Source organism: Tianweitania populi (assembly GCF_014652875.1).
Lineage (GTDB): Bacteria > Pseudomonadota > Alphaproteobacteria > Rhizobiales > Rhizobiaceae > Tianweitania > Tianweitania populi.
Genome location: NZ_BMZQ01000005.1, coordinates 171,015 through 192,484, shown reverse-complemented (window position 1 = coordinate 192,484; position 21,470 = coordinate 171,015). Strand labels below are relative to the sequence as shown.

The window sequence follows — 21,470 nt, the reverse complement described above, 5'->3', positions numbered from 1 at the left end:
GGGTGAGGAACAGATGAATGCAGCTTCTCACCCGGCAGTGGCAAAAGAACGTTAGTCGACCTGGAGAGCTCAATGCTGAAGAAAATCCCGCCGCTGATTTCGGCCGAACTCCTGACCATCCTCGCTGAAATGGGACATGGTGACGATCTGGTTCTGGTTGACCGCAACTTTCCCGGCGTCTCGGTTGCCGCATCAACCGTGTCGGGCCAGTGCATTCAGCTGGCGGGCGTTGACACGACCCAAGCGGCGCGCGCCATCTTAGAACTGTTCCCCGTCGATACCTTCGTTGATGTCCCCGTTCGGCGAATGGCAGTCGTCGGCCAGCCAGAAGCCGTACTCGACGTGCATATAGACATGCAGCAAGCGCTCGATGCAGCTGAGAACCGCGCGGTCACAGTGGAGGCCATCGAACGCATGGCCTTCTATGAAGCCGCAAGCCGCGCTTTTGCCGTCGTCCAGACAACGGAGGCGCGGCCTTATGGCTGCTTTATCCTGAAGAAAGGTGTCGTCTTCGACTAGCGTCCAGACATAAGCGGCCGCTGGAACAGCATTCTACTGGACCTTCTTGGCAGAGATGAAAAGTACCCTCGGCTCTTACACAATGCAGCGCCTAGCCTTGTGATCGGACCTCACATCCACCAAGTTCCGTCCACCTTCTTCGACGTGTTATCGTCAAGCCATTGGATGAAAATTATGAAAAGCATCAGCACCCTTCTCGCTGCCGCGGGTCTCGCACTCGCTGCCGTATCGTTTGCCGGCCCGGCCTCCGCACAGTCCAACCTCGATAAAGTCAAATCGAGCGGTGAATTGCGGATCGGCACCGAAGGCACCTACGCGCCGTTCACCTTTCACGACGCATCGGGCGCGCTGGTCGGCTTTGACGTCGAGATTGGCCGCGAAGTGGCAAAGCGCATCGGCGTCGAGGCAAAGTTCCTTGAAGGCAAGTGGGACGGCTTGATCGCCGGCATCGATGCCGATCGCTATGACGCCGTGATCAACCAGGTCGGCATCACCGAAGAGCGCAAGAAGAAGTATGACTTCTCCGATCCGTATATCGCGTCCAAGGCCGTGCTGATCGTCAAGGACGACAACTCCGAAATCAAGACCTTCGCTGATCTGAAGGGCAAGAAGTCGGCGCAGTCGCTGTCATCGAATTTCGGCAAGCTGGCCGCAAACAATGGCGCAGAGCTGGTCGGCACCGATGGCTTTGACCAGTCGATCCAGCTCGTGTTGAAGGGCCGTGCGGACGCAACGCTCAATGACAGCCTGTCCTTCCTCGACTTCAAGAAGCACAAGCCCGATGCGCCGGTGAAGATCGCAGCTCAGGAAGAGAATGCCGATTTTTCCGGTATCATCATCCGCAAGAATGAGCCTGATTTGCTGGCCGCCATCAACAAGGCCCTTGCCGAAATCAAAGCTGACGGCACCTATCAGAAGATCGCCGATAAGTATTTCGGCCAGGACGTGTCCAAGTAATTAACTTCGCGGCGCAAGCTGCCTCCTGAAAGGTGTCGCATGCCTGACTGGCTGCAGCTTATGCTCAATTCCTTGGGGCCGCTCTTGTGGGCGGCCCTTTTCTTCACGATTCCCCTGACTCTTCTGTCCTTCACATTGGGTCTGACGCTCGGTCTGATCGTCGCGCTGATCCGCCTGTTTGGTCCCGCGCCGCTCGTTGCCGTGGCGCGCTTCTATGTCTGGCTCATTCGGGGAACCCCCCTTCTCGTCCAGCTTTTCCTGATCTTCTACGGCCTGCCCTCGATTGGTGTGACGCTCGACGCGTTTCCGGCGGCTCTGATCGGCTTCACGCTCAATATCGGCGCTTACACGTCTGAAATCATCCGCGCGGTGATTGCTTCCGTGCCCAGGGGGCAGTGGGAGGCCGCGTATTCGGTCGGGATGAGCTGGGGCCAGGCGATGCGCAAGACCATTCTTCCGCAAGCGTCTCGAATTGCCGTGCCGCCCTTGTCGAACACCTTCATTTCGCTGGTCAAGGACACCTCGCTTGCCGCCGCGATCACCGTGCCCGAACTGTTCCAGTCCGCCCAGCGCATCGTGGCTGTGACTTATGAGCCGCTGATCCTTTATATCGAGGCGGCGCTGATCTATCTCGCGCTGTCTTCCGTTCTGTCCGCCTTGCAGGTGCGCCTGGAGAGCCGGCTCAATCGCTATGGCGGGTTTCTGGAGGCACGCACGTGATCGAGCTTTCCGACATCCACAAGCGGTTTGGCGACCTCGAAGTGCTGAAAGGCGTGTCGCTGCGCTTTGCGGAAGGCAGTGTGTCGGCACTGGTTGGCCCGTCCGGCGGCGGCAAGAGCACCCTGCTTCGCTGCATCAACCTGCTGGAAACACCATCGGCGGGTACAGTGCGGATCGGCGATGACGCGCTCACCTTCAAGCAAGGCGAGAAGGTCGCCTGGAAAAACATGCAGCGGCTGCGTCGTCAGACCGGCATGGTGTTTCAAAGTTTCCAGCTGTTTCCTCATCGCACAGCGATCGAGAACATCACCGAAGGGCTCATTACGGTGCGCGGCTGGTCGAAGGAACAGGCCAAGGCTCGCGCCATGGAACTGCTGCAGAAGGTCGGTCTTGCCCACAAGGCCGACGCCTGGCCCGCGACGCTCTCGGGTGGTCAGCAGCAGCGCGTGGCGATCGCGCGCGCGCTTGCCCCCTCCCCTCGCGTTCTCCTTTGCGACGAGCCGACCTCGGCACTTGATCCCGAACTGGCCGAGGAGGTGGTCGAGGTTCTGGCGAACCTGGCGCGCGAAGGCACGACCATGGTGATGGCGACGCACGATCTGAGACTGGCATCGCGCATCGCTCAGGACGTCGCCTTTCTGGACGGCGGTTCGATCGTCGAGGAGGGCCCGGCGAGCGAGGTGTTCAACCGCCCGCAGCGCGAACGAACCAAACGCTTCCTCGCATCCCTGGCCGCGGTTTCCGCGTCGGACTGAGCGGGCGGCGTTCAGACCGGGCCGCCCGCGATCTACGCCGCAGCCTGGTTTTCGCCTGATCGTGCCAGAGCCGTCACGCCGGCAAAGTCGATTTTGCCCGATCCAAGAACGGGGACGGATTTGACGACGCGTATCTGCGCGGGCACCATCATGTCCATTGCGCCTGCCGCCTTGGCATGAGCGAGGAAGGCTGCGCGTGTGGCGTCGGGCCGGTCCGTGATCAGCACCAGCCGTTCGCCCTTGCGCTCGTCCGGAACGGTGGAGACGGCCGAAAGCGATCCCTTCCAGAGCTCGCCGGCCAGCGCTTCCACGGCTGCGAGCGATACCATCTCACCGCCGATCTTTGCGAAGCGCTTGGCGCGACCGTGAATGGTGACGAAACCATCCGCATCCACCGTGACGATATCGCCGGTATCATGCCAGCCATTCTCCGGTGCTTCCAGAACGCCAGGTTTCTCGGCACGCAGATAGCCGGCCATGATGTTAGGCCCCTTGATGAAGAGGCGCCCACCAGCGTCGACGCCAGGAACCGGCTCCAGGCGATAGGTGAGGCCCGGCATGAGCTTACCGACCGAGCCGGCCTTGTTATACATCGGCGTGTTGAGCGCGACCACGGGGGCGGCTTCCGTCACGCCATAGCCCTCGAGAAGGCGCAGGCCGAACTTCTCCATATAGGTCGCACGCGTCGATGCCTTGACTGGCTCCGCGCCGGCAAATGCGTAGCGGATCGAACGGAAGTCATAGGGATGGGCCGTGCGCGCATAGCCGCTGAAGAAGGTGTCGGTCCCAAACATGATCGTTGCGTTGGATGCGTAAACCAGCTCTGGAACGATGCGATAATGCAGCGGCGACGGGTATAGGAAAACGGGCACGCCGCAGACCAGCGGCAGCAAGGTGCCGATCGTCAGACCGAAGGAATGGAAAACCGGCAAGACGTTGAACACCTTGTCTCCGGAATGGAAGTCGATGCGCGATGCCGCCTGCGCCGTGTTGGCAAGAATGTTGCGGTGGGTCAGCACGACGCCCTTGGGCGTGCCTTCCGATCCCGACGTAAACAGAACGACGGCCGGATCGTCGGCGCGGCGTTCCACCAACGGCCGTGCACGATGCCACAGTCCCAGCAGCTTGTCCTTGAACGTGATGGTCGCGCGCAGATCCTCGAGCCAGACGATCTCTATGCTCTTGCCCACTTCATCCAGAACCGGGCCCAGCTTGGCCTGTGCGACAAATGCCTTCGACGTCAGGATGGTTCGCACCTCGGCCGCCTTGCACGCGGACAGGATGTTGGCCGCCCCCGCCGTGAAGTTGATCACCGCCGGAACCTTGCCGGCGGACATCAGGCCCAGCAGCACAGCGCAAGAACCATTGGCATTGGGCAGCATCAGGCCGATGGAAGCCTGATCGCGAGGCAGCGTGGCGAACTTGGCGCCAAGCACGGCGGCTGCGGTCAGCAATTTGCCATAGGACAGCTCACCGGAAATTGGATCTTCCACCGCCGGTCGCTTCATGCCGCGCTCATCCGCCGTTTCGATGATGCGCTTCAGCACGGTTGTATCGATACGCTGCGTGCGGAAGATCAGGTCCGACATGACCTGGTAGAGGGCAGCACCCGCCGCAGCGCGTCGTTGCCGTCCGCGCAGCGCTTCATCGACCTCAAGCCTGACTGGCTCGAGGATCGTCACCCGCACCTTCGGAAACAGGCGACGGCGGACATGCATGGAAGTCAGCCGCGAGAAATAGCTTTTCTCCAGGCCTTCGATGCGGATCGGAACAACCATAGATCCAGTTTTGTCGGCAACCATCGCAGCACCGTCATAGACCTTCATGAGACTGCCGGTGACCGTCAACCGGCCTTCGGGGAAGATCACCAGCGGCTCGCCGCCTTGCACGGCCTTGATGAGCGTGCGGGTCGACATCGGCTTTGCCGGGTTCAGCGGCATGGCGCGGGTAAGCTTGAGAAACGGCTTCACCCACCAAGCCTGCGCGATCGTATGATCCACCGCGAAAACCGGCTCCTCGTCGGTCAGCGTCAGGGCGAGCGGACCATCCAGAAAGCTGACATGGTTGAGCGCGAGGATCGGCGCCGGACCGGCCGCCTTGAGATTATCGAGACCTTCGACTTCAAGCCGGTGAAATGCGCGGAACAGGATCGAAACGAAGTCGCGCAAGGCATTGGTCGGAAGATATTTCAGCATCAGCCAGGCGGAAACGGCATTGAGCACTGCTAGACCTAGCAGGATATGCGCCAGCGAAACGCCAGCCGCCTGGATCGCTGCCACAAGCGCGCCACCAATCGTCATGAAGCCGGCATTGACGACGCTGACACCGGCAACGACGCGCGCCCGCCGGTCTTCCGGCGCCCAGGCCTGGACAGCCGCGAAGGTGGGCACGATCACGAAGGCACCCGCTATCGCCAGGCCTGCGAGATCGACCGCCACACGGATCGTGTTCGGCAGAGCGAAGAAGCCGGACAGCGTTTCTGCTGCCGTTGTCGCCTGCGCACCCCAGATCGTGAAAGCAAGGTCGAGGCTGAACAGCGCCATCAGAGCGGTGCCAACAGGCGCCGTCAACAACACCATGCGACCCTGGGACATCCAGGCGGCGATTGCCGAACCCGCCGCGATCGCGATGGCAAACACGGCCAGATAGGCCGTGACAGCCGTTTCACCGCCGCCAAGACTGTTTTTCACCAGGCTCGGCAGCAGCGACATCACCACCGCACCTACGCCCCAGAACCAGGACGTCATCAGCGCCGTGCGCCAGATGCGCGGCATTGTCCGCAATTCCCCGACCAGGTTCCAGGTCGAGCGCAGCACGTTGCTGTCGATCTTGAGACTTGGAGCGGCCGAGCCAGTTGAGGGGATGAACCGGCTGGCGAACCAGCAGATCACAGACAGCGCCAGCATCACAGGCCCGAATACCGCCACGCTGATGCCGCCGGTAGACGCGATGCCGCCTGCAATCGTGCCGCCCAGGATGGCGATGAAGGTGCCGCCCTCGATCCAGGCATTGGCGCGCGGCAGATCCCGCTTTTCGAGGTGATCCGGCAGAATGCCGTATTTGATAGGCCCGAACAGCGAAGAAATCACGCCGAACAAAAACAGCGCCGCCATCATGATCCAGACGGAATGGAAAGCGAGCCCGACAACCGCGATTGCGGCCGCGCCGATCTCGGCCAATCGAAGCTTTTGCGCAACCGCCGCCTTGTCATAGCGATCCGCCATCTCGCCGCCTAAGGCTGACAAAAGCAAGAACGGGAGCATGAAAATCGCGCCCGCCAGGGTGATCAGCGACGCACCGCCGCTGCCCGGCAGAGTGAAGAGGATTAGGAACACCAGCGTATTCTTAAGGAAGTTGTCGTTGAAGGCGGACAAGAACTGCGTCCAGAACAAAGGCGCAAAGCGCCGGGACGTCATCAGGCTGGTAGTCATCTGTTTTCCCCGAAGCTGGTGTTCTTTAGTGCACGCTGCCGATCAGGCGCCCTTGTTCATTTCCATAAGAAGCTTTTCCGTCTTGGCTTCCTCGATGCGATTGATGAAGCGATCCGCTTCTTCGGTGTCGCGCAGGGTCTTAGTGGTGGTGATGGAGGTATGCACCAGCATGATGGCCGACATGGCATAGAAGCCCTTAGCCGCGAAGCTCGCTTCCATGAAATAGATGCCTCCCGCCATCATCACCAAAGCCACGCCGAAGCTTAGCAGGGTGAACATCTTCCAGGCTTGAGAATCGGGGTGTGGATGGCCCGTGTTGATCGACATGGTCGCTTTCCTTTGTTATGAACAACGTTCACGAGCGCAAGTTAGCACAATTTGAACGGTGTTCAAGATCTTTTTGAACAATGTTCATGAGCAGAAGGACGGTAGGTCGGGTGATGGCGACAACCGAGCGAAGAGCGAAACTGAAGGAAAGGCTCATTGAGGCCGCGACCGACCGGATCCGCGCCGACGGCCTGAGCAGCCTTCGTGCAAGGGACATTACGACGGACGCAGGCTGCTCGCTCGGCGCGCTCTACAACGTCTTCGCCGACATCGATGACGTCGTCGTGCACGTCAATTCACAAACGCTCCAGCACTTGCGCGGCGTCGTGCACAAGGCTGGCCATGACGCATCATCGCCGCGCGAACAGCTCGTAGCGCTGGCGATAGGCTATCTGCACTTCGCCCGCTCCGAGCCGGCTCTATGGATGTCGCTCTTCGAGCACCGCATGCCGGCGGGCGTTCCGGTCCCGCAATGGCATCTTGATGAGCACGCAGCACTATTAGAGCAGATTGCGGAACCGCTTGCAGCTCTTCATCCGGAGCTGGAACAAGCCCATCTTTTAAGACGGGCGAGAACTCTCTTCTCGGCAGTCCACGGCGTTGTCTTGATGGGCTTAGGCGACTGGTTCGTAGGTCCCGGCGCATCCGCTGTAGAAGACGAATTGCGCTTGATCGTCAATGCAATGATTTCGGGACTGGCTGCAGATAGCACTATGCGTGCTTAAGCGCAGAACTTTGCGTACCGAGCTCTGCCTTGCACGGAAGGGGTACCTCAACCTGATCAGCGCCGGTTCAGTAGCCAGATAAGGTAAGGACCGCCGACCATCGCAGCTACGAGACCGATCGGGAGTTGGTAGGGGAAGGCAAGCGTGCGGGCCATCCAGTCAGCCAGTACCATCAAGCTCGCCCCGATCAGCACGGCACCCGCCAGTTGTGGGATTGGCCGGGCGAAACCGGCAAGGCGTGCCATATGGGGCGCCATCAAGCCTACAAAGGAAAGCGGGCCGACGAACAGCGTCGACGCTGCGGAAAGAAGGGCGGCGATGAGCACCAGGATGCTTGCCGCAAGGCTGCGCTTGAGCCCAACCGACTGAGCAAACGGCAGACCAAGGGGCAGAACCTGCAGCCAGCGCGCCAGCAGCGGCAAGGGTGCGATGAACAAGGCGGCAGCGGCTAGTGCCATCATCGCGTCTTCGGGAGCAACCCGCGAGGTCGAGCCGCTCAGCCAGTTCAGCAGCCGCATCGACTCCGGCCCTCCCCGCGCCATGACGACCGTAACAAGCGCCCCGGCCAGGGAGCCAACAGCAATGCCTGACAGAAGAAAGCGTTCTGCTGCGAAGCGATGACGCGCCGATATAGCGATAACAAGCAGGATAGCGATGACCGAGCCTGCTGCAGCGCCACCAAGCTCTGCAACGCGCGATGCAGCGGGCCAGAACACAAGCACAGCAGCGAACCCGACGCCCGCGCCCGATGAAATGCCCAGCACTTCCGGGCTCGCCATCGCATTGCCGGTCACACGCTGCATCAACACGCCGGTTGCCGCCAGCATGGCACCGGCAGAAGCGGCCGCGATGAAGCGCGGGGCGCGCCAGGGAGCAACGAGATCGAACAGTTGTCCTGTTGCAATCGCCCAGCCCTCGCCGTTCTTGCCGATGAACAGCGCGCAGACACCAAGCACCAACAGCAACAAACCGGGCAGCACGAGGCGCCAGGATGCGACTCTGGTGGCCAAAGCAACGCTCTGTTGCGTCGACCGGAGCGAGCCGCCCAAGCGCGGCAAAAGCCAGAGAAGAAGGGGACCGCCGAGAAGCGCGGTCGCGGCGCCGGTCGGAACTGTTTCGCTGATACCGAGCGATATGAGCCTCACTAAACCATCGGTCAGAAGCAGGATCAGGGCGCCTGCGATGGGGGATACGACGAGGATCTGTCGCAGGCCTCTAGCGCCCGCCATCCGAGCGAGGTTCGGCGCCGCCAAACCGATAAAGCCGATAACACCGACTTCGGCCGTCACCGAAGCTGCCAGAAACACCGAAAGCGTTAGCACCGCTAGCCGCGTTCCTGTGACGCCGAGACCAAGGGCACGCGCATTGGCGTCATCCAGCGCCAATAGCTCCAGAGGGCGTATCAGCAGCACGGCCACGAAGGCGGCAAGTGTGAGGCGGATCGCTAGCGAGGTGGTGGGCGCCCAGCTTTGCTGTTCAAGCGAGCCGCCGCCCCAGATGAACATCGACATCATGTATTCGCCGTTGGCCAGGATCAGCGTTGACGAAAATGCGACCGCTATCAGGGAGATGAGCATTCCGCTGAGCACAACGGTGATCGGATCGAGCGCGCGCCGCCATGAAAGGGCTACCACCAGAAACAGCGCAAACGCGCCGCCAACAAAGGCAACGCCTTCACGAGCAACAGCCATCAGGCTCGGTGCATAAAGAAGCGCGCCACTCATCGCGAGTTGCGCGCCCGACACGACACCCAGCGTGGAGGGGTCCGCGATCGGATTGCGCAAGACGCGCTGCATCAGCGCCCCGGCCAGACCTAGTGCGGCACCCGCCAGAAGAGCAACTGTGCCGCGTGGCAGCGTCGAATAATGCAGGATGATCCCGCCCAACTGGTCGCCAGGTGACGGCCAGTCGTGCACAATTTGCAAGCCGAACAACAAGGCGGCTAGTACGCCCAATACGACAAAAAGGAGGGTCGCTGGCAATGCAGGGCTCGTTGGCCTCAGCCTCTCGAGACTCATGTCGCGCGCTCCAGGCCCTCTGCGAGCAGGCGCGCGAAGCGCCGTGCTGCCGGTAGACCCCCGAAAGGATTGATGTTCGGCAGCCAGACTGTACGGCCTTCGCGCACCGCCGGCATGGCCTGCCAAAGCGCACTTCGCGGCAGCGCGCGTGCCGCTTCGGGAGGAACGGGTCCGACCACAGCGATCGTTGCGTCGGGATGATCTGCAAGGCGCTCCAAACCGACCGGCGCGGTTGCGCTATATGCCGTTTTCGTGGCCCAGGCGTTGGTGAATCCCAGACGAGCGGCCACGTCACCGAACATGGAATCGACGCCGAAGGCGCGGAAATGCCGGGCGTCGCCGAGATTGATGATCAGGATCGGACGCTGCCGCTGGTGCGCAAGTCGGTCACCCACCGACGCGAGGTATTTGTCCGTTTCCGCGATATAGCTTTCCGCCGTTTCCTGTAGACCCTGATCCCCAGCCATGCCGCGCATTGCAGCGACGGCCTTCTCGTAGGGGGCCTGTCCCCGCAGGTAGATGCTGAACTCGCGCACAGGCGCCATGCGCCTTAACGTATCGTTGGCCCAGGCCGAGTAGTTCGAGCCATAGATAAGGGAAGGCTGCAGAGTCGCGAGAAGCTCGAAGTTGATCGCGCCGCGCAGACCGAGATCGATGATGCCGTCAGGCAGAGGCGGTTCGGCGACGATCTTTTTGAACAACACCAGCTCGACGGCCGCCAGGGGCTTGAGGCCGAGCGCCAGTGCCGTTTCGAGCAAAGCCCAGTCGACAATGGCTATGCCGCCGGTTTCAGCCCGCGCGGATGCAAGAGGCAGTGCAAGACTGCCGGCACACATCGCAAGGATATCACGTCGCGTTCTCACCGGACAAAAGCGACAGGGATGCCGCTATCAGGATGGGCAAAGAGGCCCATGGAAATTCCGTAAATCTGCTGAAGCACATCCGGGCGCATGATCTCGGCCGGGGTGCCATCGGCGACAACACGGCCGGCGCCCATCGCTACCAGCCTATCGCAGATGCGGGCTGCCATGTTGATGTCGTGCAGAACGACAACGACGCTCAGGCCGCGCTTCTTGGCAAGGGTGCGCACAAGATCAAGCATTTCAGTTTGATGCGAGATGTCGAGCGCAGATGTCGGCTCATCGAGCACGAGGCATTCCGTATCCTGCGCGAGAAGCAGAGCCAGCCAAACACGCTGACGCTCACCGCCGGACAGAGTATCGACCAGGCGAAGGCGAAATGCCGTGACGCCGGTCTGCTCCATCGCCTCCTCGACCTTAGCGCGGTCTTCAACCGTGAAGCGCCCGAAGGTGCCGTGCCAGGGAAACCGTCCGAGCGAAACGAACTCTTCGACATTCATGCCATCGGTGCTCGGCATGAACTGCGGCAGATAGGCAAGCCGGCGGGCGAAGGCACGGTCGCCCTCTTGCCGGAGATCCTCGCCGCGGAAGTGAATGCTTCCATCAGCAGGCACTTCCTGCCGCGCCAGCATCTTCACCAGCGTCGACTTACCGGAGCCGTTCGGACCGATCAGGCCGTGGATGTGCCCCACTTCCAGGCGCAGATCGAGACCTTCGATGATGGTGCGTCCTGGAACCCGGAACGAGACCCCTGCCAGCGTAAACAGTGCATCCTCGCCGGCGTCTGCGATCGAAGCTGCCCGTCTCGCTACCATGTGTTGTTTTCGCTGAGGCGCGAGCCGCGGGAACGACGACCAGCGCTGACCCAGGCCAGGCTCTGTGCCGTTAAGATCTCTAGCAAAAGCGATCTCGGATACTCTGTAAAGCGGGCCGGCTGCTTGCCTAAGGTCGTTGTCAGCATCAGGTGCCCTGCGCAATCTCGTCGCCGCTATAGGTGTAGCTCGCCAGGAGATCAAGGCCAGGACAAGGCTCACCGCCGCTCCAAACTCGATGTCTGGGTAGCCGCTTCGAAGCCGATGACGATCGACCTCCTGCTGAATGCCGTGCTTGTGCAAGAACATCACACTCGCCAGGTATGTCTCAGCTGAGGCCAAAACATGATTGTGTAGCTCATCAATTCTGTTAGCGAGGCGGGCGTCAGTAAGGAACTTTCTCATGCCCCGTCGCTTGCTCTCGCACTATCGCGTCCTCAGCCTATCCTGCGCCTTCATCACCCTACCTGGGTTTGCCATGGCGCAGACGGTTGCACTCGATACGGTTGTGGTGACCGGCGACGGTTCGGGAACCGGTCCGGTGAGCGGTTACGTCGCCCGTGACACGACAAGCGGTTCGAAAACGGACACGCCTATCATTGAGATTCCTCAAGCCATCTCGGTCGTGACGACCGAACAGCTCGAAGATCGCGGCGTCCAGAATCTCGGCGAAGCGCTGAACTACACGGCTGGTGTGGTCACTCAGCCCTTCGGCAACGATGCGCGCTTCTTTTCGCCCATCATTCGCGGCTTTGCAGCCACCGACAACATCTACCTCAACAATTTTCGATATATCCGCGATTTTGGCGCTCTGTCCTTCGAGCCTTATGGGCAGGAGCGGATTGAGGTCGTGAAAGGCCCAGCCTCTGTGCTTTATGGACAGGCTGTGCCGGGCGGTATCGTTAACCTGATCCAGAAGCGTCCCACGGGCACCACCTTCCGGGAAGCGGCGGTTGAGTTTGGATCGGACAGCCGCTATGTCGGGAAACTCGATCTCGGCGGCGTTTCGCCCAACGAAGCTGTTTCCTATCGTCTCACGGGTGTCGGACGCCTTGCCGACACGCAGCAGGATCATGTCGAGGATAACCGCCTCTACATCGCGCCGACGATCACGTTCGAACCCGATGCCGGCACGTCGCTGACGCTCCTGTCGTCGCTGCAATATGATGAGGGCAATTCGCCCTTCGGTCTGCCTCAGGCCGGCACTTTGGACTTCAATCCAAACGGCAAGATTCCTGCCTCCCGTTATCTCGGCGAGTCGGATTTCGACGAGTCCGAATTCCTGACGGCGACCATCGGTTACGAGTTCAAGCATCAGTTCAACGAGCAGCTGAAGTTCCGCCAGAACGCGCAGCTTCTCTACACGGACATCAACTATCAGAACTTGTATTATTCGGGATTTGCCGCAAACCAGAGATCGGTTTTGCGCGGCGCTTCCGTGCAAGCTGAAAGGCAGACATCTTTCGGCATCGACAACCAGTTCGAGACTGATTTCGATACAGGCGCCCTTCAGCACACGCTTCTCGTGGGCCTTGATCATCGCCGGCACCAGCAGAACCGGTCATCTAACTTCACCACCGGCCAAACGCCAATCGATGCCTATAACCCCGTTTATGGATCGCCCATCTTCGTTGATCCGACGAAAACCACGGTCAAGGACCTTCGCCTGAACCAAACGGGACTTTACGCGCAGGATCAGATCAAGTTCGACCGGCTCGTGACCACGCTTGGTATCCGGCAGGATTGGTCGCGATTGGAAGACACGCTGACCGGCTCCGAGCCAAAAGATACGGCGACGACATGGCGCGCCGGGGCTGTTTACCTGTTCGACAATGGCCTGGCACCTTACATCAGCTATTCGACGTCGTTTGACCCGATCATCGGCACCACCACTGCAGGCGACCTCTACAAGCCCACCGAAGGCAAGCAGATCGAAGGCGGTCTGAAGTTCCAGCCGGAGGGTTGGGACAGCTTCGTAACCGCAAGCCTCTACAGCCTGACGCGGACCAATGTCGTCGCCACACAGGCCGAGACGGTGAATGGACTTCTGACGAATGTGCGCTCGCAAACCGGCGAAGTTCGTAGCCAAGGCTTCGAACTGGAAGCAACGGCGAGCCTCGCAGCAGGGCTGGATCTCATCGCGGCCTATACCTACACGGACGCCGAAATTCTGGAGGGTACCGATACGCTGCGCAATGGCATTGTGACCGCAACGACGACCGGTAACCAACCTGCCAATGTGCCCGAGCATTCAGCATCGCTCTGGGTGAACTATACCCTTCAGCCGCAAATCTTCTCGCCCAATTTCGCTTGGCTCGAAGGCGTTTCCGTTGGCGCAGGTGTGCGCTACCTCGGTGAGCGCTATGGCAATGATAGCAACCTGATCCATTTGCCGTCAGCCACTTTGTTCGATGCCGCGATCCGCTATGAGCGAGACAATTTTAAAGCCTCGCTCAACGTCAACAACATCGCCGACGATGACTACGTCGCCAGCTGTAACTTCGGCTGCTTCTATGGTGAGGGTCGTACCGTTCTGGGCAGCATCGCCCTGAAATGGTGAGTGGACAAGCTGCCGAGCGGAACCGCTTTCAAAGGTTCTAGGAGGTACTGCTTAGGCTAACCGGGCATGATCCGGCACCAGGCTGGCATCGCACCGCTACATCCTCTAACCTCCGAAGCAGACCAGCCGTCGCCCACGATCGGCGGCTGGATGCGGGAACCACCGGAGGAGAACAGTGGTGATGCACCATCAATACCTGACGTCGGCAAACCGTCTGCCGGTTGCTGGTTTGGCCCATGTTGTGGGCGATACGACACAGCCGCTCCTTCCCCATACGCTGCCGGATCTTCTCGCAGCGACAGTGGCAAGGGAAGGCGAGCGGGAAGCGGCGATCTTTGTGCAACAAGGGCGCCGCTTTACCTGGTACGAGCTTGGACGGGTCGTCGATGCCTTTGCCGGCGGGCTTCACAGACTTGGCCTCGTTAAAGGCGACCGTGTCGGCATCTGGTCGCCCAATCGATGGGAATGGCTGGTCACGCAATATGCCACCGCGCGTATTGGCCTCATCCTGGTCAACATCAATCCGGCCTATCGTACGGCCGAGCTTGAATACGCGCTCACCAAGGTCGGCTGTAAGGCGCTGGTGACGGCTGAAAGCTTCAAGTCTTCTGATTACCTGCAGATGCTTGCTACGCTTGCGCCCGAGATCGCATCCGCAACCTCCGGCCCCTTGAGCGCAGCTCGCCTGCCAGATCTAAAATTCGTGATCCACATGGGCGAAGGTTCACGACGAGGCATGCTGAGCTTCACGGAAGTGAGCGAGGATGGGCAGCATGTCTCGAGGGCCGAACTTGATGCGATCAGCGCGACACTGAAGCAAGACGATCCTATTAACATCCAGTTCACCAGCGGCACGACCGGGGCGCCAAAGGGCGCAACCCTTACGCACGTCAACATCGTCAACAACGGCCACTTCGTCACGGCTGCGATGGGGCTGACCGCTCAGGATCGCCTGTGCATTCCCGTGCCCTTCTACCACTGCTTCGGCATGGTGATGGGGTCGATCGGCTGTGTCACCAAGGGCGCAACCATGGTGTTCCCCGGCGAAGGCTTCGATCCGGCAACCTCGTTGGCGGCGGTTCAAAAGGAGAACTGCACGGCGCTGTATGGCGTACCGACCATGTTCGTCGCCATGCTCGATCATCCTGACTTCAGGAGCTTCGATGTTTCGACGTTACGAACGGGCATCATGGCCGGGGCGCCTTGCCCCATTGAGATCATGAAGCGTGTGGTTTCGGAAATGAACATGAGCGAGGTAACCATCGCTTATGGCATGACCGAAACCAGCCCGGTGTCGTTCCAAAGCGCCATCGATGATCCGCTTGAGCGCCGCGTCACCACAGTCGGCCGGGTGCATCCTCATGTCGAGGTCAAGACTGTGGGCGACGACGGCGAAACGCTGAAGCCGGGCGAGCGCGGTGAGCTGTGCACGCGCGGTTACTCCGTGATGCAGGGCTATTGGGACGATCCAGCCCGTACGTCTGAGGCAATCGATGCAAAAGGCTGGATGCACACCGGCGATCTCGCTGTCATCGACGATGAGGGCTACTGCAACATCGTCGGACGGGTGAAGGACCTTGTGATCCGCGGCGGTGAGAACATCTATCCGCGCGAGATCGAGGAGTTCCTTTACCGCCACCCGAAGGTGCGGGAAGTGCAGGTTTTCGGCGTGCCGGATCCCCGTTATGGCGAGGAACTATGCGCCTGGATCGTGCCGAAGGCCGGTGAGGACGTGAGCGAGGACGAGATCAGGGCCTTCTGCAAGGAGCAGATCGCCCATTATAAGGTGCCTCGCTACGTGCGATTTAAGAACGAGCTGCCGACCACGGTTACCGGTAAGGCTCAGAAGTTCATGATGCGCGACGCCATGGTTCATGAACTCGAGATCATCGCGCCGCAAACAGCCTAAACAGCGTTCGCGGCAGGTCGCCTCCGAAAGTCAGACGGCGAGGAACCCGCCGTCTACGGACAAGACCGCGCCCGATACCATGCCGGCATCATCAGACAGGAGCATGGCGATGCTTCGGGCCACTTCGTCGGCTTCCGCGAAGCGGTTGAGCGGATGCCGCACCATCATCGGCTCGCTCTTAACGGGATCGGACCAGGCCTCCACGGCAAGCTCAGTCAGGGTGATGGTGGGCGCCACGCAATTGACGCGGATGTTATGGGGGCCGAGTTCCTTGGCCATGACGCGCGACGCGCCTTCCAGGCCGGCTTTGGACGCCGCATAGCACAGGTGGTTCTGGAAGCCGCGATGGCCAGCAATCGATGTGATATTGACGATGGCGCCGCCACCGCCGGCGGCAATGCGGCTCTTGGCGAATTCCTGGCAGGTAATAAGGGCGGCGCGCAGGTTGATACCGAGCACAGCCTCATAGCCCTCGTGCGTCATATCCAGCACGCTTTCCAGCACATTGATGCCGGCGGAGTTGATGAGGAAGTCGCAGGTTCCGGCCTCCGCAACGGCCGCGCGTGTCGCAACCGGGTCCTGCAGATCAACCCGGATTGTGCGAGCGCCGAGTTCCTCGCGCAGACCATCCAGATCGGCTTGCGTGCGGCTGAGCGCGATGACTTCGGCGCCCCGTGCAGCCATCAACCGCGCACAGGCGCGTCCGATACCCTTTCCGGCGCCGGTGATGAGGACCGATTTTCCTGCGAAGTCCATGCTTTTTCTCCAGAAGGCCTTGGTCGCGGTCATCAAGCTGATGGTGATCCGCGTTGATGTCGTTGAACCGTCAGGCTGACGGGTAAAGCGCTGCTTGCTCGCGGCGGCGGATATCACGCGTCGTGTCCTGAAGTTTCAGGAACGCTTGATAGCGCAACGCATGAAGCGCCGTGATCGCCTGATCGTCAGCCGTGCAACGCGTGGCGACGTGGGACATGGCCGGCATGGCGGTACGGATATCGGAATAGGCGCTGGCCGCGACAGCGCCCAAGATGGCAGAGCCGAGCAGCACAGGTTCGGGGCAAGCGGTGACTTCAACCGGCAGTCCGGTCGCATCGGCCAATATCTGCCACGCAAGAGGATGCGCGCCGGCGCCGCCGGAAATGCTGATCGTTTCCACCGGCGCGCCATGGCTTGCCTGCGTTTCCACGATCTGGCGCAGTCCGTAACCCAGGCCGCAAAGGCCTGCGACATAAAGGGCGACGAGGCTATCGATGCCTTCCTCCATGCCCAGCCCGACGATCACCGCACGGGCATAAGGATCGGCAAAGGGCGCGCGGTTGCCGAGGAACTCCGGCACGACATGCAAATCATCAGCGAGGCGCACGGCCTGCGAGGCAGTTCCAGCCAGTTCCAAAGCCTGATCGGCCAGCCAATGCGGCAGCGATTTGCCTTCTGCCGAAGCCAATCTTTCCGCTTCCGCTTTTGCCGGATGGTGTTTGATCAGCTGGTCGATCGCGGCTCCGGCTGCCGACTGACCGCCCTCGTTGAGCCACATGCCAGGCACCATGGCAGAGAAATACGGCCCCCAGACACCCGGCACGAAGGCAGGCTCGGCCGTCGTCGTCATCGTGCAGGAGGAGGTACCGAATACATAGCCGAGGCAGCGCGTCGGATCCCCTGCCCCACCACCGGCGAACACTGTTCCCAACCCACCAGCATGGGCATCGATCAGACCCGCGGCAACGGCCGTCCCGGGCTGAAGGCCCATGTCCGCTGCTGCTTCCGGCGACAAGCCATTGCCGAGCCGCGATCCCGGCTCAACCACACTCTGGCCAATGCGATGAAAATCCTCGTCGGCCAGATCACCGAGGCCGATCTCTTGGAAGTAAGACGCATCCCAGCGCTTTTCGTGCGCGAGGTAAGTCCACTTGCAGGTCACCGTGCAGGACGAGCGATCGAGCGCGCCGGTGGCCTTCCAGGTCAGGAAATCGGTGAGATCAAAGAAGTGCTCTGCTTGGGCGTAGATTTCGGGGCGGTGCTCCTTCAACCACAGCAGCTTCGGCGTTTGCATCTCAGGCGAGATGCGTCCGCCTACATAGCGCAGCACGTCATGGCCGAGAGCGTTGATGCGCGACGCCTGATCAAGCGCACGGTGGTCCATCCAGACGATGATGTCGCGCTCGGAGTGCTCGGGGTCACCGACAGGAAGGCTGATGCCGTCGCGACCGAGCACCACCAGGGAGCAGGTCGCATCAAAGCCGATGCCTGTTACCGTGTCCGGAGAAACGCCCGCTTCTGCCACGGCATCGCGAACCGACGAACATACCGCCTGCCAGATCTGTGCGCTGGACTGCTCGGCAATGCCGCCATCCTCCCGATGCATGGCGATCGAATGCTTGGCGGTGGCGAGAAGATCGCCCTGCCGGTTGAACACGCCGGCGCGGGCGCTACCCGTGCCGACATCGATGCCGATGAAGGTGCGCGACAGGTCACTGACCTCATTCATCATGGTGTTCTCCGATCGCGCACATCTTGCATGGCCCGGCTGTTGCTTGCCTCATTGACGGGAGCAACAGCCATGTTGTTCGACCTTAAACCCGGTCGAAGTTGGTGGGCAGCACCAGCATGTCGCGGATGGTGACCGTGCGCTTGCGGGTGAGCATGAATTCCAACGCATCCGCCACTTCGCTCGGATCGATCAAGCTGCCGGATTCCTTGGCTTTGCGCAGGTTTTCTTCCGGCCAATCGGCCAGCAGAGCGGACACAACCGGACCCGGTGAAACCTGGGCGACACGGACACCATGCGGGATCATCTGACGGCGCATGGTCTGCACGAAGCAGGTGATCGCCCACTTCGAGCTGGCATAAACGGGCTCCCAAAAAGTCGGGAAATGGCCGGCAATCGAGCAGGTGACCACGATGTCGCCCGTGCCGCGCTCGATCATGTGCGGAACAACCGCATGCACGTTCTTCATCACGGCATTGACGTTGAGGTTCAGCATCCGATCAATGGAAGCGGCGTCCGTTTCAGTGAGATCGCCGCCGATATACGTACCTGCATTGCAATACAGGATGTCGATATGGTCGACCTTCTGCAGGATCTCCGGCACCATCGCGGCACAGCTTTCCGGGTCGATCAGGTTGGTGACCTGCGGGATCGCCTTCTCACCGAGCTTGGCGGTGAGCTCCTTCAAGGCCGCTTCATTGAAGTCCACCATCACCACCGTCGCGCCGTTTCGCAGCAGCATCTCGGTGGTGGCGAGCCCTATGCCTGAAGCAGCGCCAGTGATGACGGCGATCTTGCCGTTCAGGGATTCCGACATTCTTGGTCTCCAAAGTGGATGTTTAAAAAGTTTGGGGAGGGCGGCGTTCCGCCCTCTTTGTTCAGAGACGGGCGCGAGGGATCACGACCCTCAGCGCCATTCGCGTCCGATGTAGATGGCGAGCAGGATGATGAAGCCCTTGATGACGTCCTGCAGATACGGATTGATGCCCATAAGGTTCAGGCCGTTGTTCAGGATGCCGAGCAGCACGGCGCCTATCAGCGTGCCGAAGATCAGCCCCCGGCCGCCGGCAATCGCTGTTCCGCCGAGAACAACCGCCGCGATTGCATCAAGCTCGAAACCAACGCCGGCATTGGGCTGACCCGACATCAGACGACCCGTGAGGATCAGCGCGGCAAGCGCAGCGGTCAGGCCTGAGATGACATAAACCGCCAGCTTCACGCGTTCGGTCTTCACACCGGACAACTTGGCCGCGACTTCGTTGCCGCCGATGGCATAAACATGCCGGCCGAAGGGCGTACGATGCAGCAGCACCCAGGCGATGAGGTAAATCAGGGCCATGGCTATGACGGGCACCGGGATGATCCCAACGCGTCCCACGCCGAACCATGAAATCCAGGAAGGCAGGCCGGAAATCGGATAGCCGCCCGAATAGATCAGGCCGAGGCCCCGCGCGATGCCCATCGTCGCCAGCGTCACGATAATGGCGGGCATCCTGCCCCAGGCGACCAAGACGCCGTTGAAGAAGCCGAGCCCAAGGCCGACCAGAAGGCCTGCCAGAAGCCCGACTCCCGCCGGCATGCCCATTTTTACCATGAGCCCGGCCGCGATCGTTCCAGCCAGTGCCATGACCGCGCCGACCGAAAGGTCGATGCCGCCGGTCAGGATGACGAAGGTCATGCCGACCGCGAGGATCGCCACCACCGAAACCTGCCGCAGCACGTTGAGGAGGTTGGACACGCTGAAGAAGTTATCGCTGGCCAATCCCATGAGGACCGACACCACGATCAAACCGATCAGCGGCAAGGCCAGCGGAGAGGCGAAGATCTTCCGGAACACCGACCCGACCGAGCGGGGAGGATTGGAGGGCGAAGCGACTGTGGATTCAGGCGACATTTCTGGCTTTCCCCGTCGTAGCGTGGGTCATGATCCCCTCGGAAGTAATGGCATCGCCTTCTACCGTCGCGACGATCCCGCCGGAGCGGAACACGCAAACGCGGTCGGACATGCCGATCACTTCCGGCAGTTCGGATGAGATCATGATGATGGCGTCGCCCTTCGCGGTGAAATCCCGCATGAGCTGGTAGATTTCGGACTTTGCACCAACGTCGATGCCGCGCGTCGGCTCGTCGAAGATCAGCACCTTCATGCTGTGGTTCAGCCAGCGGGCAATGACCACCTTCTGCTGGTTGCCGCCCGACAGGTTATCGACGCGCGTATGGCTGTTCGGCGCCTTGACGCGCACGGACTTCATCGCCGCTTCCGAAGAAGCAAGCTCCTTCTGCATATCGATGAACCACATGTTCTTTCGATATTTGGCGTAGTTGTTGATCGAGATGTTCTGCAGGATCGGGAAGCTGGTGATCAGCCCCTCTTCCTTCCGGTTCTCCGGCAACAGACCGATGCCGTGCGCAAGACCGTCCGCCGGTTCGCGGAACCGCGTCTCCTGGCCATCGACCTTCACCTTGCAGCGGACTGCAGGGTAAGCGCCGAGCATCGCCAACGCTGTTTCGGTGCGGCCGGAACCAACCAGGCCTGCAAAACCGAGGATCTCGCCCTCACGCAGCTGGAAGGAAGAAATTGGCCCACCACGCCGCAACTGCACTTCTTCGCATTCGAGCAGGATCTTGGCCTGCGGCAGCAAGGCAGGCTTGGGCGGAAAACTGTTCTCGATACGCCGCCCGACCATCATCTCAACCAGACGGTCATTGTCGATGTCGGCCACATCACTGTCGCCGACGAACTCGCCATCGCGCAAAACGGTGATGCGGTCGCAGATTTCGAAGATTTCTTCGAGATGATGCGAAATGAAGATGATGGCCACGCCCTGTTTGCGCAGCTCGCGCATGACCTTGAAGAGATGCTCAGTTTCGGACGGTGTAAGCGTCGCGGTCGGCTCGTCCAGAACCAGGATGCGCGCGTTGAGCGACAGCGCCTTGGCGATTTCCACGAATTGCTGCTCGGCAACCGAGAGCCTGCGTACCGGTACGTCCAGCGGCAAGTCGACGTCCAGCTGCGCTAAGATTTCCTGCGCCCGCTTGCGCATGGCGGTGCGATCCAGGAAGCCGAGCTTCGTGGTCATCTCGCGGGCAAGAAACATGTTCTCGACCGGCGTCAAATAGGGAATCAGGCTGAATTCCTGAAACACGATACCAATGCCGGCAGCAGTGGCTTGATCGTAGTCGGCAAAATGCTGTTCTTCGCCGTTGATGCGGATCGTGCCCGCCGTAGGCGTCAGGATCCCGCACAGGATCTTCATCAGTGTGGACTTGCCAGCGCCGTTTTCGCCGAGAAGGGCGTGGATCTCACCGGCTTTGACCTCAAGATCGACGCCGCGCAGAACCTCGACGGGTCCGAAGCGCTTTCTGATCCCTTCCAGACGCAGCATGTCTAC

General features: G+C 60.8%; 17 protein-coding genes. 7 read left to right on the top strand and 10 right to left on the bottom strand.

What is annotated here, in order from left to right; translation table 11 throughout:
- Positions 1-72 precede the first annotated feature (72 nt).
- The 4 genes from IE166_RS19335 to IE166_RS19320 all read left to right on the top strand — a co-directional run bounded on the left by IE166_RS19335 (position 73) and on the right by IE166_RS19320 (position 2,951).
- Positions 73-519, top strand: coding sequence for an RbsD/FucU family protein (locus IE166_RS19335; RefSeq protein ID WP_189507194.1), 447 nt, complete (start codon positions 73-75; stop codon positions 517-519).
- Between the two features lie 174 nt (positions 520-693).
- A complete protein-coding gene (locus IE166_RS19330; protein WP_189507192.1) occupies positions 694-1,476 on the top strand; it encodes an amino acid ABC transporter substrate-binding protein in 783 nt (260 codons plus the stop codon).
- Between the two features lie 39 nt (positions 1,477-1,515).
- Positions 1,516-2,196, top strand: coding sequence for an amino acid ABC transporter permease (locus IE166_RS19325; RefSeq protein ID WP_189507190.1), 681 nt, complete (start codon positions 1,516-1,518; stop codon positions 2,194-2,196).
- A complete protein-coding gene (locus IE166_RS19320) occupies positions 2,193-2,951 on the top strand; it encodes an amino acid ABC transporter ATP-binding protein (protein ID WP_189507188.1) in 759 nt (252 codons plus the stop codon). The genes IE166_RS19325 and IE166_RS19320 overlap by 4 nt, the downstream gene beginning before the upstream one ends.
- Before the next feature lie 32 nt (positions 2,952-2,983).
- Here IE166_RS19320 and IE166_RS19315 read toward each other — a convergent pair whose 3' ends face one another.
- Together IE166_RS19315 and IE166_RS19310 are read right to left on the bottom strand one after the other, a co-directional pair.
- Positions 2,984-6,382 carry an acyl-[ACP]--phospholipid O-acyltransferase gene (locus tag IE166_RS19315; protein ID WP_189507186.1) on the bottom strand — a complete coding sequence of 1,133 codons (3,399 nt, stop codon included), beginning with the start codon at positions 6,380-6,382 and terminating at the stop codon, positions 2,984-2,986.
- Between the two features lie 42 nt (positions 6,383-6,424).
- Positions 6,425-6,709 (bottom strand): YiaA/YiaB family inner membrane protein, encoded by a 285-nt coding sequence (locus tag IE166_RS19310; protein ID WP_189507184.1) that lies wholly within the window; start codon positions 6,707-6,709, stop codon positions 6,425-6,427.
- 80 nt (positions 6,710-6,789) lie between these two features.
- Between IE166_RS19310 and IE166_RS19305 the strand changes: the two genes are divergently transcribed.
- Positions 6,790-7,434, top strand: coding sequence for a TetR/AcrR family transcriptional regulator (locus IE166_RS19305; RefSeq protein WP_244641597.1), 645 nt, complete (start codon positions 6,790-6,792; stop codon positions 7,432-7,434).
- Positions 7,435-7,490: 56 nt separating this feature from the next.
- On the opposite strand, the gene fhuB is transcribed toward IE166_RS19305, so the two are convergent.
- Genes fhuB through IE166_RS19290 form a run of 3 tightly spaced genes read right to left on the bottom strand, consistent with a single transcriptional unit; the run spans position 7,491 to position 11,127 of the window.
- Positions 7,491-9,416: a Fe(3+)-hydroxamate ABC transporter permease FhuB gene (gene fhuB / locus IE166_RS19300; protein WP_244641596.1), complete on the bottom strand. Its 1,926-nt coding sequence runs from the start codon at positions 9,414-9,416 to the stop codon at positions 7,491-7,493.
- A 32-nt stretch (positions 9,417-9,448) separates the two neighbouring features.
- The gene (locus IE166_RS19295; protein WP_244641595.1) at positions 9,449-10,315 is read right to left on the bottom strand and encodes an ABC transporter substrate-binding protein; all 867 of its coding nucleotides are present in this window, start codon (positions 10,313-10,315) and stop codon (positions 9,449-9,451) included.
- Positions 10,312-11,127, bottom strand: a complete 816-nt coding sequence (locus tag IE166_RS19290) for an ATP-binding cassette domain-containing protein (protein ID WP_189507180.1) — start codon at positions 11,125-11,127, stop codon at positions 10,312-10,314. Before IE166_RS19290 ends, IE166_RS19295 begins: the two co-directional genes overlap by 4 nt.
- A gap of 400 nt (positions 11,128-11,527) precedes the next feature.
- On the opposite strand from IE166_RS19290, the gene IE166_RS19285 reads away from it, so the two are divergent.
- Both IE166_RS19285 and IE166_RS19280 read left to right on the top strand, forming a co-directional pair.
- A complete protein-coding gene (locus tag IE166_RS19285; RefSeq protein ID WP_189507178.1) occupies positions 11,528-13,684 on the top strand; it encodes a TonB-dependent siderophore receptor in 2,157 nt (718 codons plus the stop codon).
- A 181-nt stretch (positions 13,685-13,865) separates the two neighbouring features.
- Positions 13,866-15,593 (top strand): AMP-binding protein, encoded by a 1,728-nt coding sequence (locus IE166_RS19280; RefSeq protein ID WP_189507261.1) that lies wholly within the window; start codon positions 13,866-13,868, stop codon positions 15,591-15,593.
- A gap of 30 nt (positions 15,594-15,623) precedes the next feature.
- On the opposite strand, the gene IE166_RS19275 is transcribed toward IE166_RS19280, so the two are convergent.
- The 5 genes from IE166_RS19275 to IE166_RS19255 form a co-directional block, all read right to left on the bottom strand.
- Positions 15,624-16,349, bottom strand: a complete 726-nt coding sequence (locus IE166_RS19275; RefSeq protein WP_189507176.1) for an SDR family oxidoreductase — start codon at positions 16,347-16,349, stop codon at positions 15,624-15,626.
- A 70-nt stretch (positions 16,350-16,419) separates the two neighbouring features.
- Positions 16,420-18,081, bottom strand: coding sequence for an FGGY-family carbohydrate kinase (locus IE166_RS19270; RefSeq protein WP_385965275.1), 1,662 nt, complete (start codon positions 18,079-18,081; stop codon positions 16,420-16,422).
- 82 nt (positions 18,082-18,163) lie between these two features.
- Positions 18,164-18,895: an SDR family oxidoreductase gene (locus IE166_RS19265; protein ID WP_189507174.1), complete on the bottom strand. Its 732-nt coding sequence runs from the start codon at positions 18,893-18,895 to the stop codon at positions 18,164-18,166.
- A 90-nt stretch (positions 18,896-18,985) separates the two neighbouring features.
- A complete protein-coding gene (locus IE166_RS19260) occupies positions 18,986-19,972 on the bottom strand; it encodes an ABC transporter permease (RefSeq protein ID WP_189507172.1) in 987 nt (328 codons plus the stop codon).
- A complete protein-coding gene (locus IE166_RS19255; RefSeq protein ID WP_189507171.1) occupies positions 19,962-21,464 on the bottom strand; it encodes a sugar ABC transporter ATP-binding protein in 1,503 nt (500 codons plus the stop codon). The genes IE166_RS19260 and IE166_RS19255 overlap by 11 nt, the downstream gene beginning before the upstream one ends.
- Positions 21,465-21,470 lie beyond the last annotated feature (6 nt).

Coding starts and splice junctions, on each gene's coding strand:
- IE166_RS19335 (WP_189507194.1), top strand. CDS start 73: ATGCTGAAGAAAATCCCGCCGCTGATTTCGGCCGAACTCCTGACCATC.
- IE166_RS19330 (WP_189507192.1), top strand. CDS start 694: ATGAAAAGCATCAGCACCCTTCTCGCTGCCGCGGGTCTCGCACTCGCT.
- IE166_RS19325 (WP_189507190.1), top strand. CDS start 1,516: ATGCCTGACTGGCTGCAGCTTATGCTCAATTCCTTGGGGCCGCTCTTG.
- IE166_RS19315 (WP_189507186.1), bottom strand. CDS start 6,382: ATGACTACCAGCCTGATGACGTCCCGGCGCTTTGCGCCTTTGTTCTGG.
- IE166_RS19310 (WP_189507184.1), bottom strand. CDS start 6,709: ATGTCGATCAACACGGGCCATCCACACCCCGATTCTCAAGCCTGGAAG.
- IE166_RS19305 (WP_244641597.1), top strand. CDS start 6,790: ATGTTCATGAGCAGAAGGACGGTAGGTCGGGTGATGGCGACAACCGAG.
- IE166_RS19290 (WP_189507180.1), bottom strand. CDS start 11,127: ATGGTAGCGAGACGGGCAGCTTCGATCGCAGACGCCGGCGAGGATGCA.
- IE166_RS19285 (WP_189507178.1), top strand. CDS start 11,528: ATGCCCCGTCGCTTGCTCTCGCACTATCGCGTCCTCAGCCTATCCTGC.
- IE166_RS19280 (WP_189507261.1), top strand. CDS start 13,866: ATGCACCATCAATACCTGACGTCGGCAAACCGTCTGCCGGTTGCTGGT.
- IE166_RS19275 (WP_189507176.1), bottom strand. CDS start 16,349: ATGGACTTCGCAGGAAAATCGGTCCTCATCACCGGCGCCGGAAAGGGT.
- IE166_RS19270 (WP_385965275.1), bottom strand. CDS start 18,081: ATGATGAATGAGGTCAGTGACCTGTCGCGCACCTTCATCGGCATCGAT.
- IE166_RS19265 (WP_189507174.1), bottom strand. CDS start 18,895: ATGTCGGAATCCCTGAACGGCAAGATCGCCGTCATCACTGGCGCTGCT.
- IE166_RS19260 (WP_189507172.1), bottom strand. CDS start 19,972: ATGTCGCCTGAATCCACAGTCGCTTCGCCCTCCAATCCTCCCCGCTCG.
- IE166_RS19255 (WP_189507171.1), bottom strand. CDS start 21,464: ATGCTGCGTCTGGAAGGGATCAGAAAGCGCTTCGGACCCGTCGAGGTT.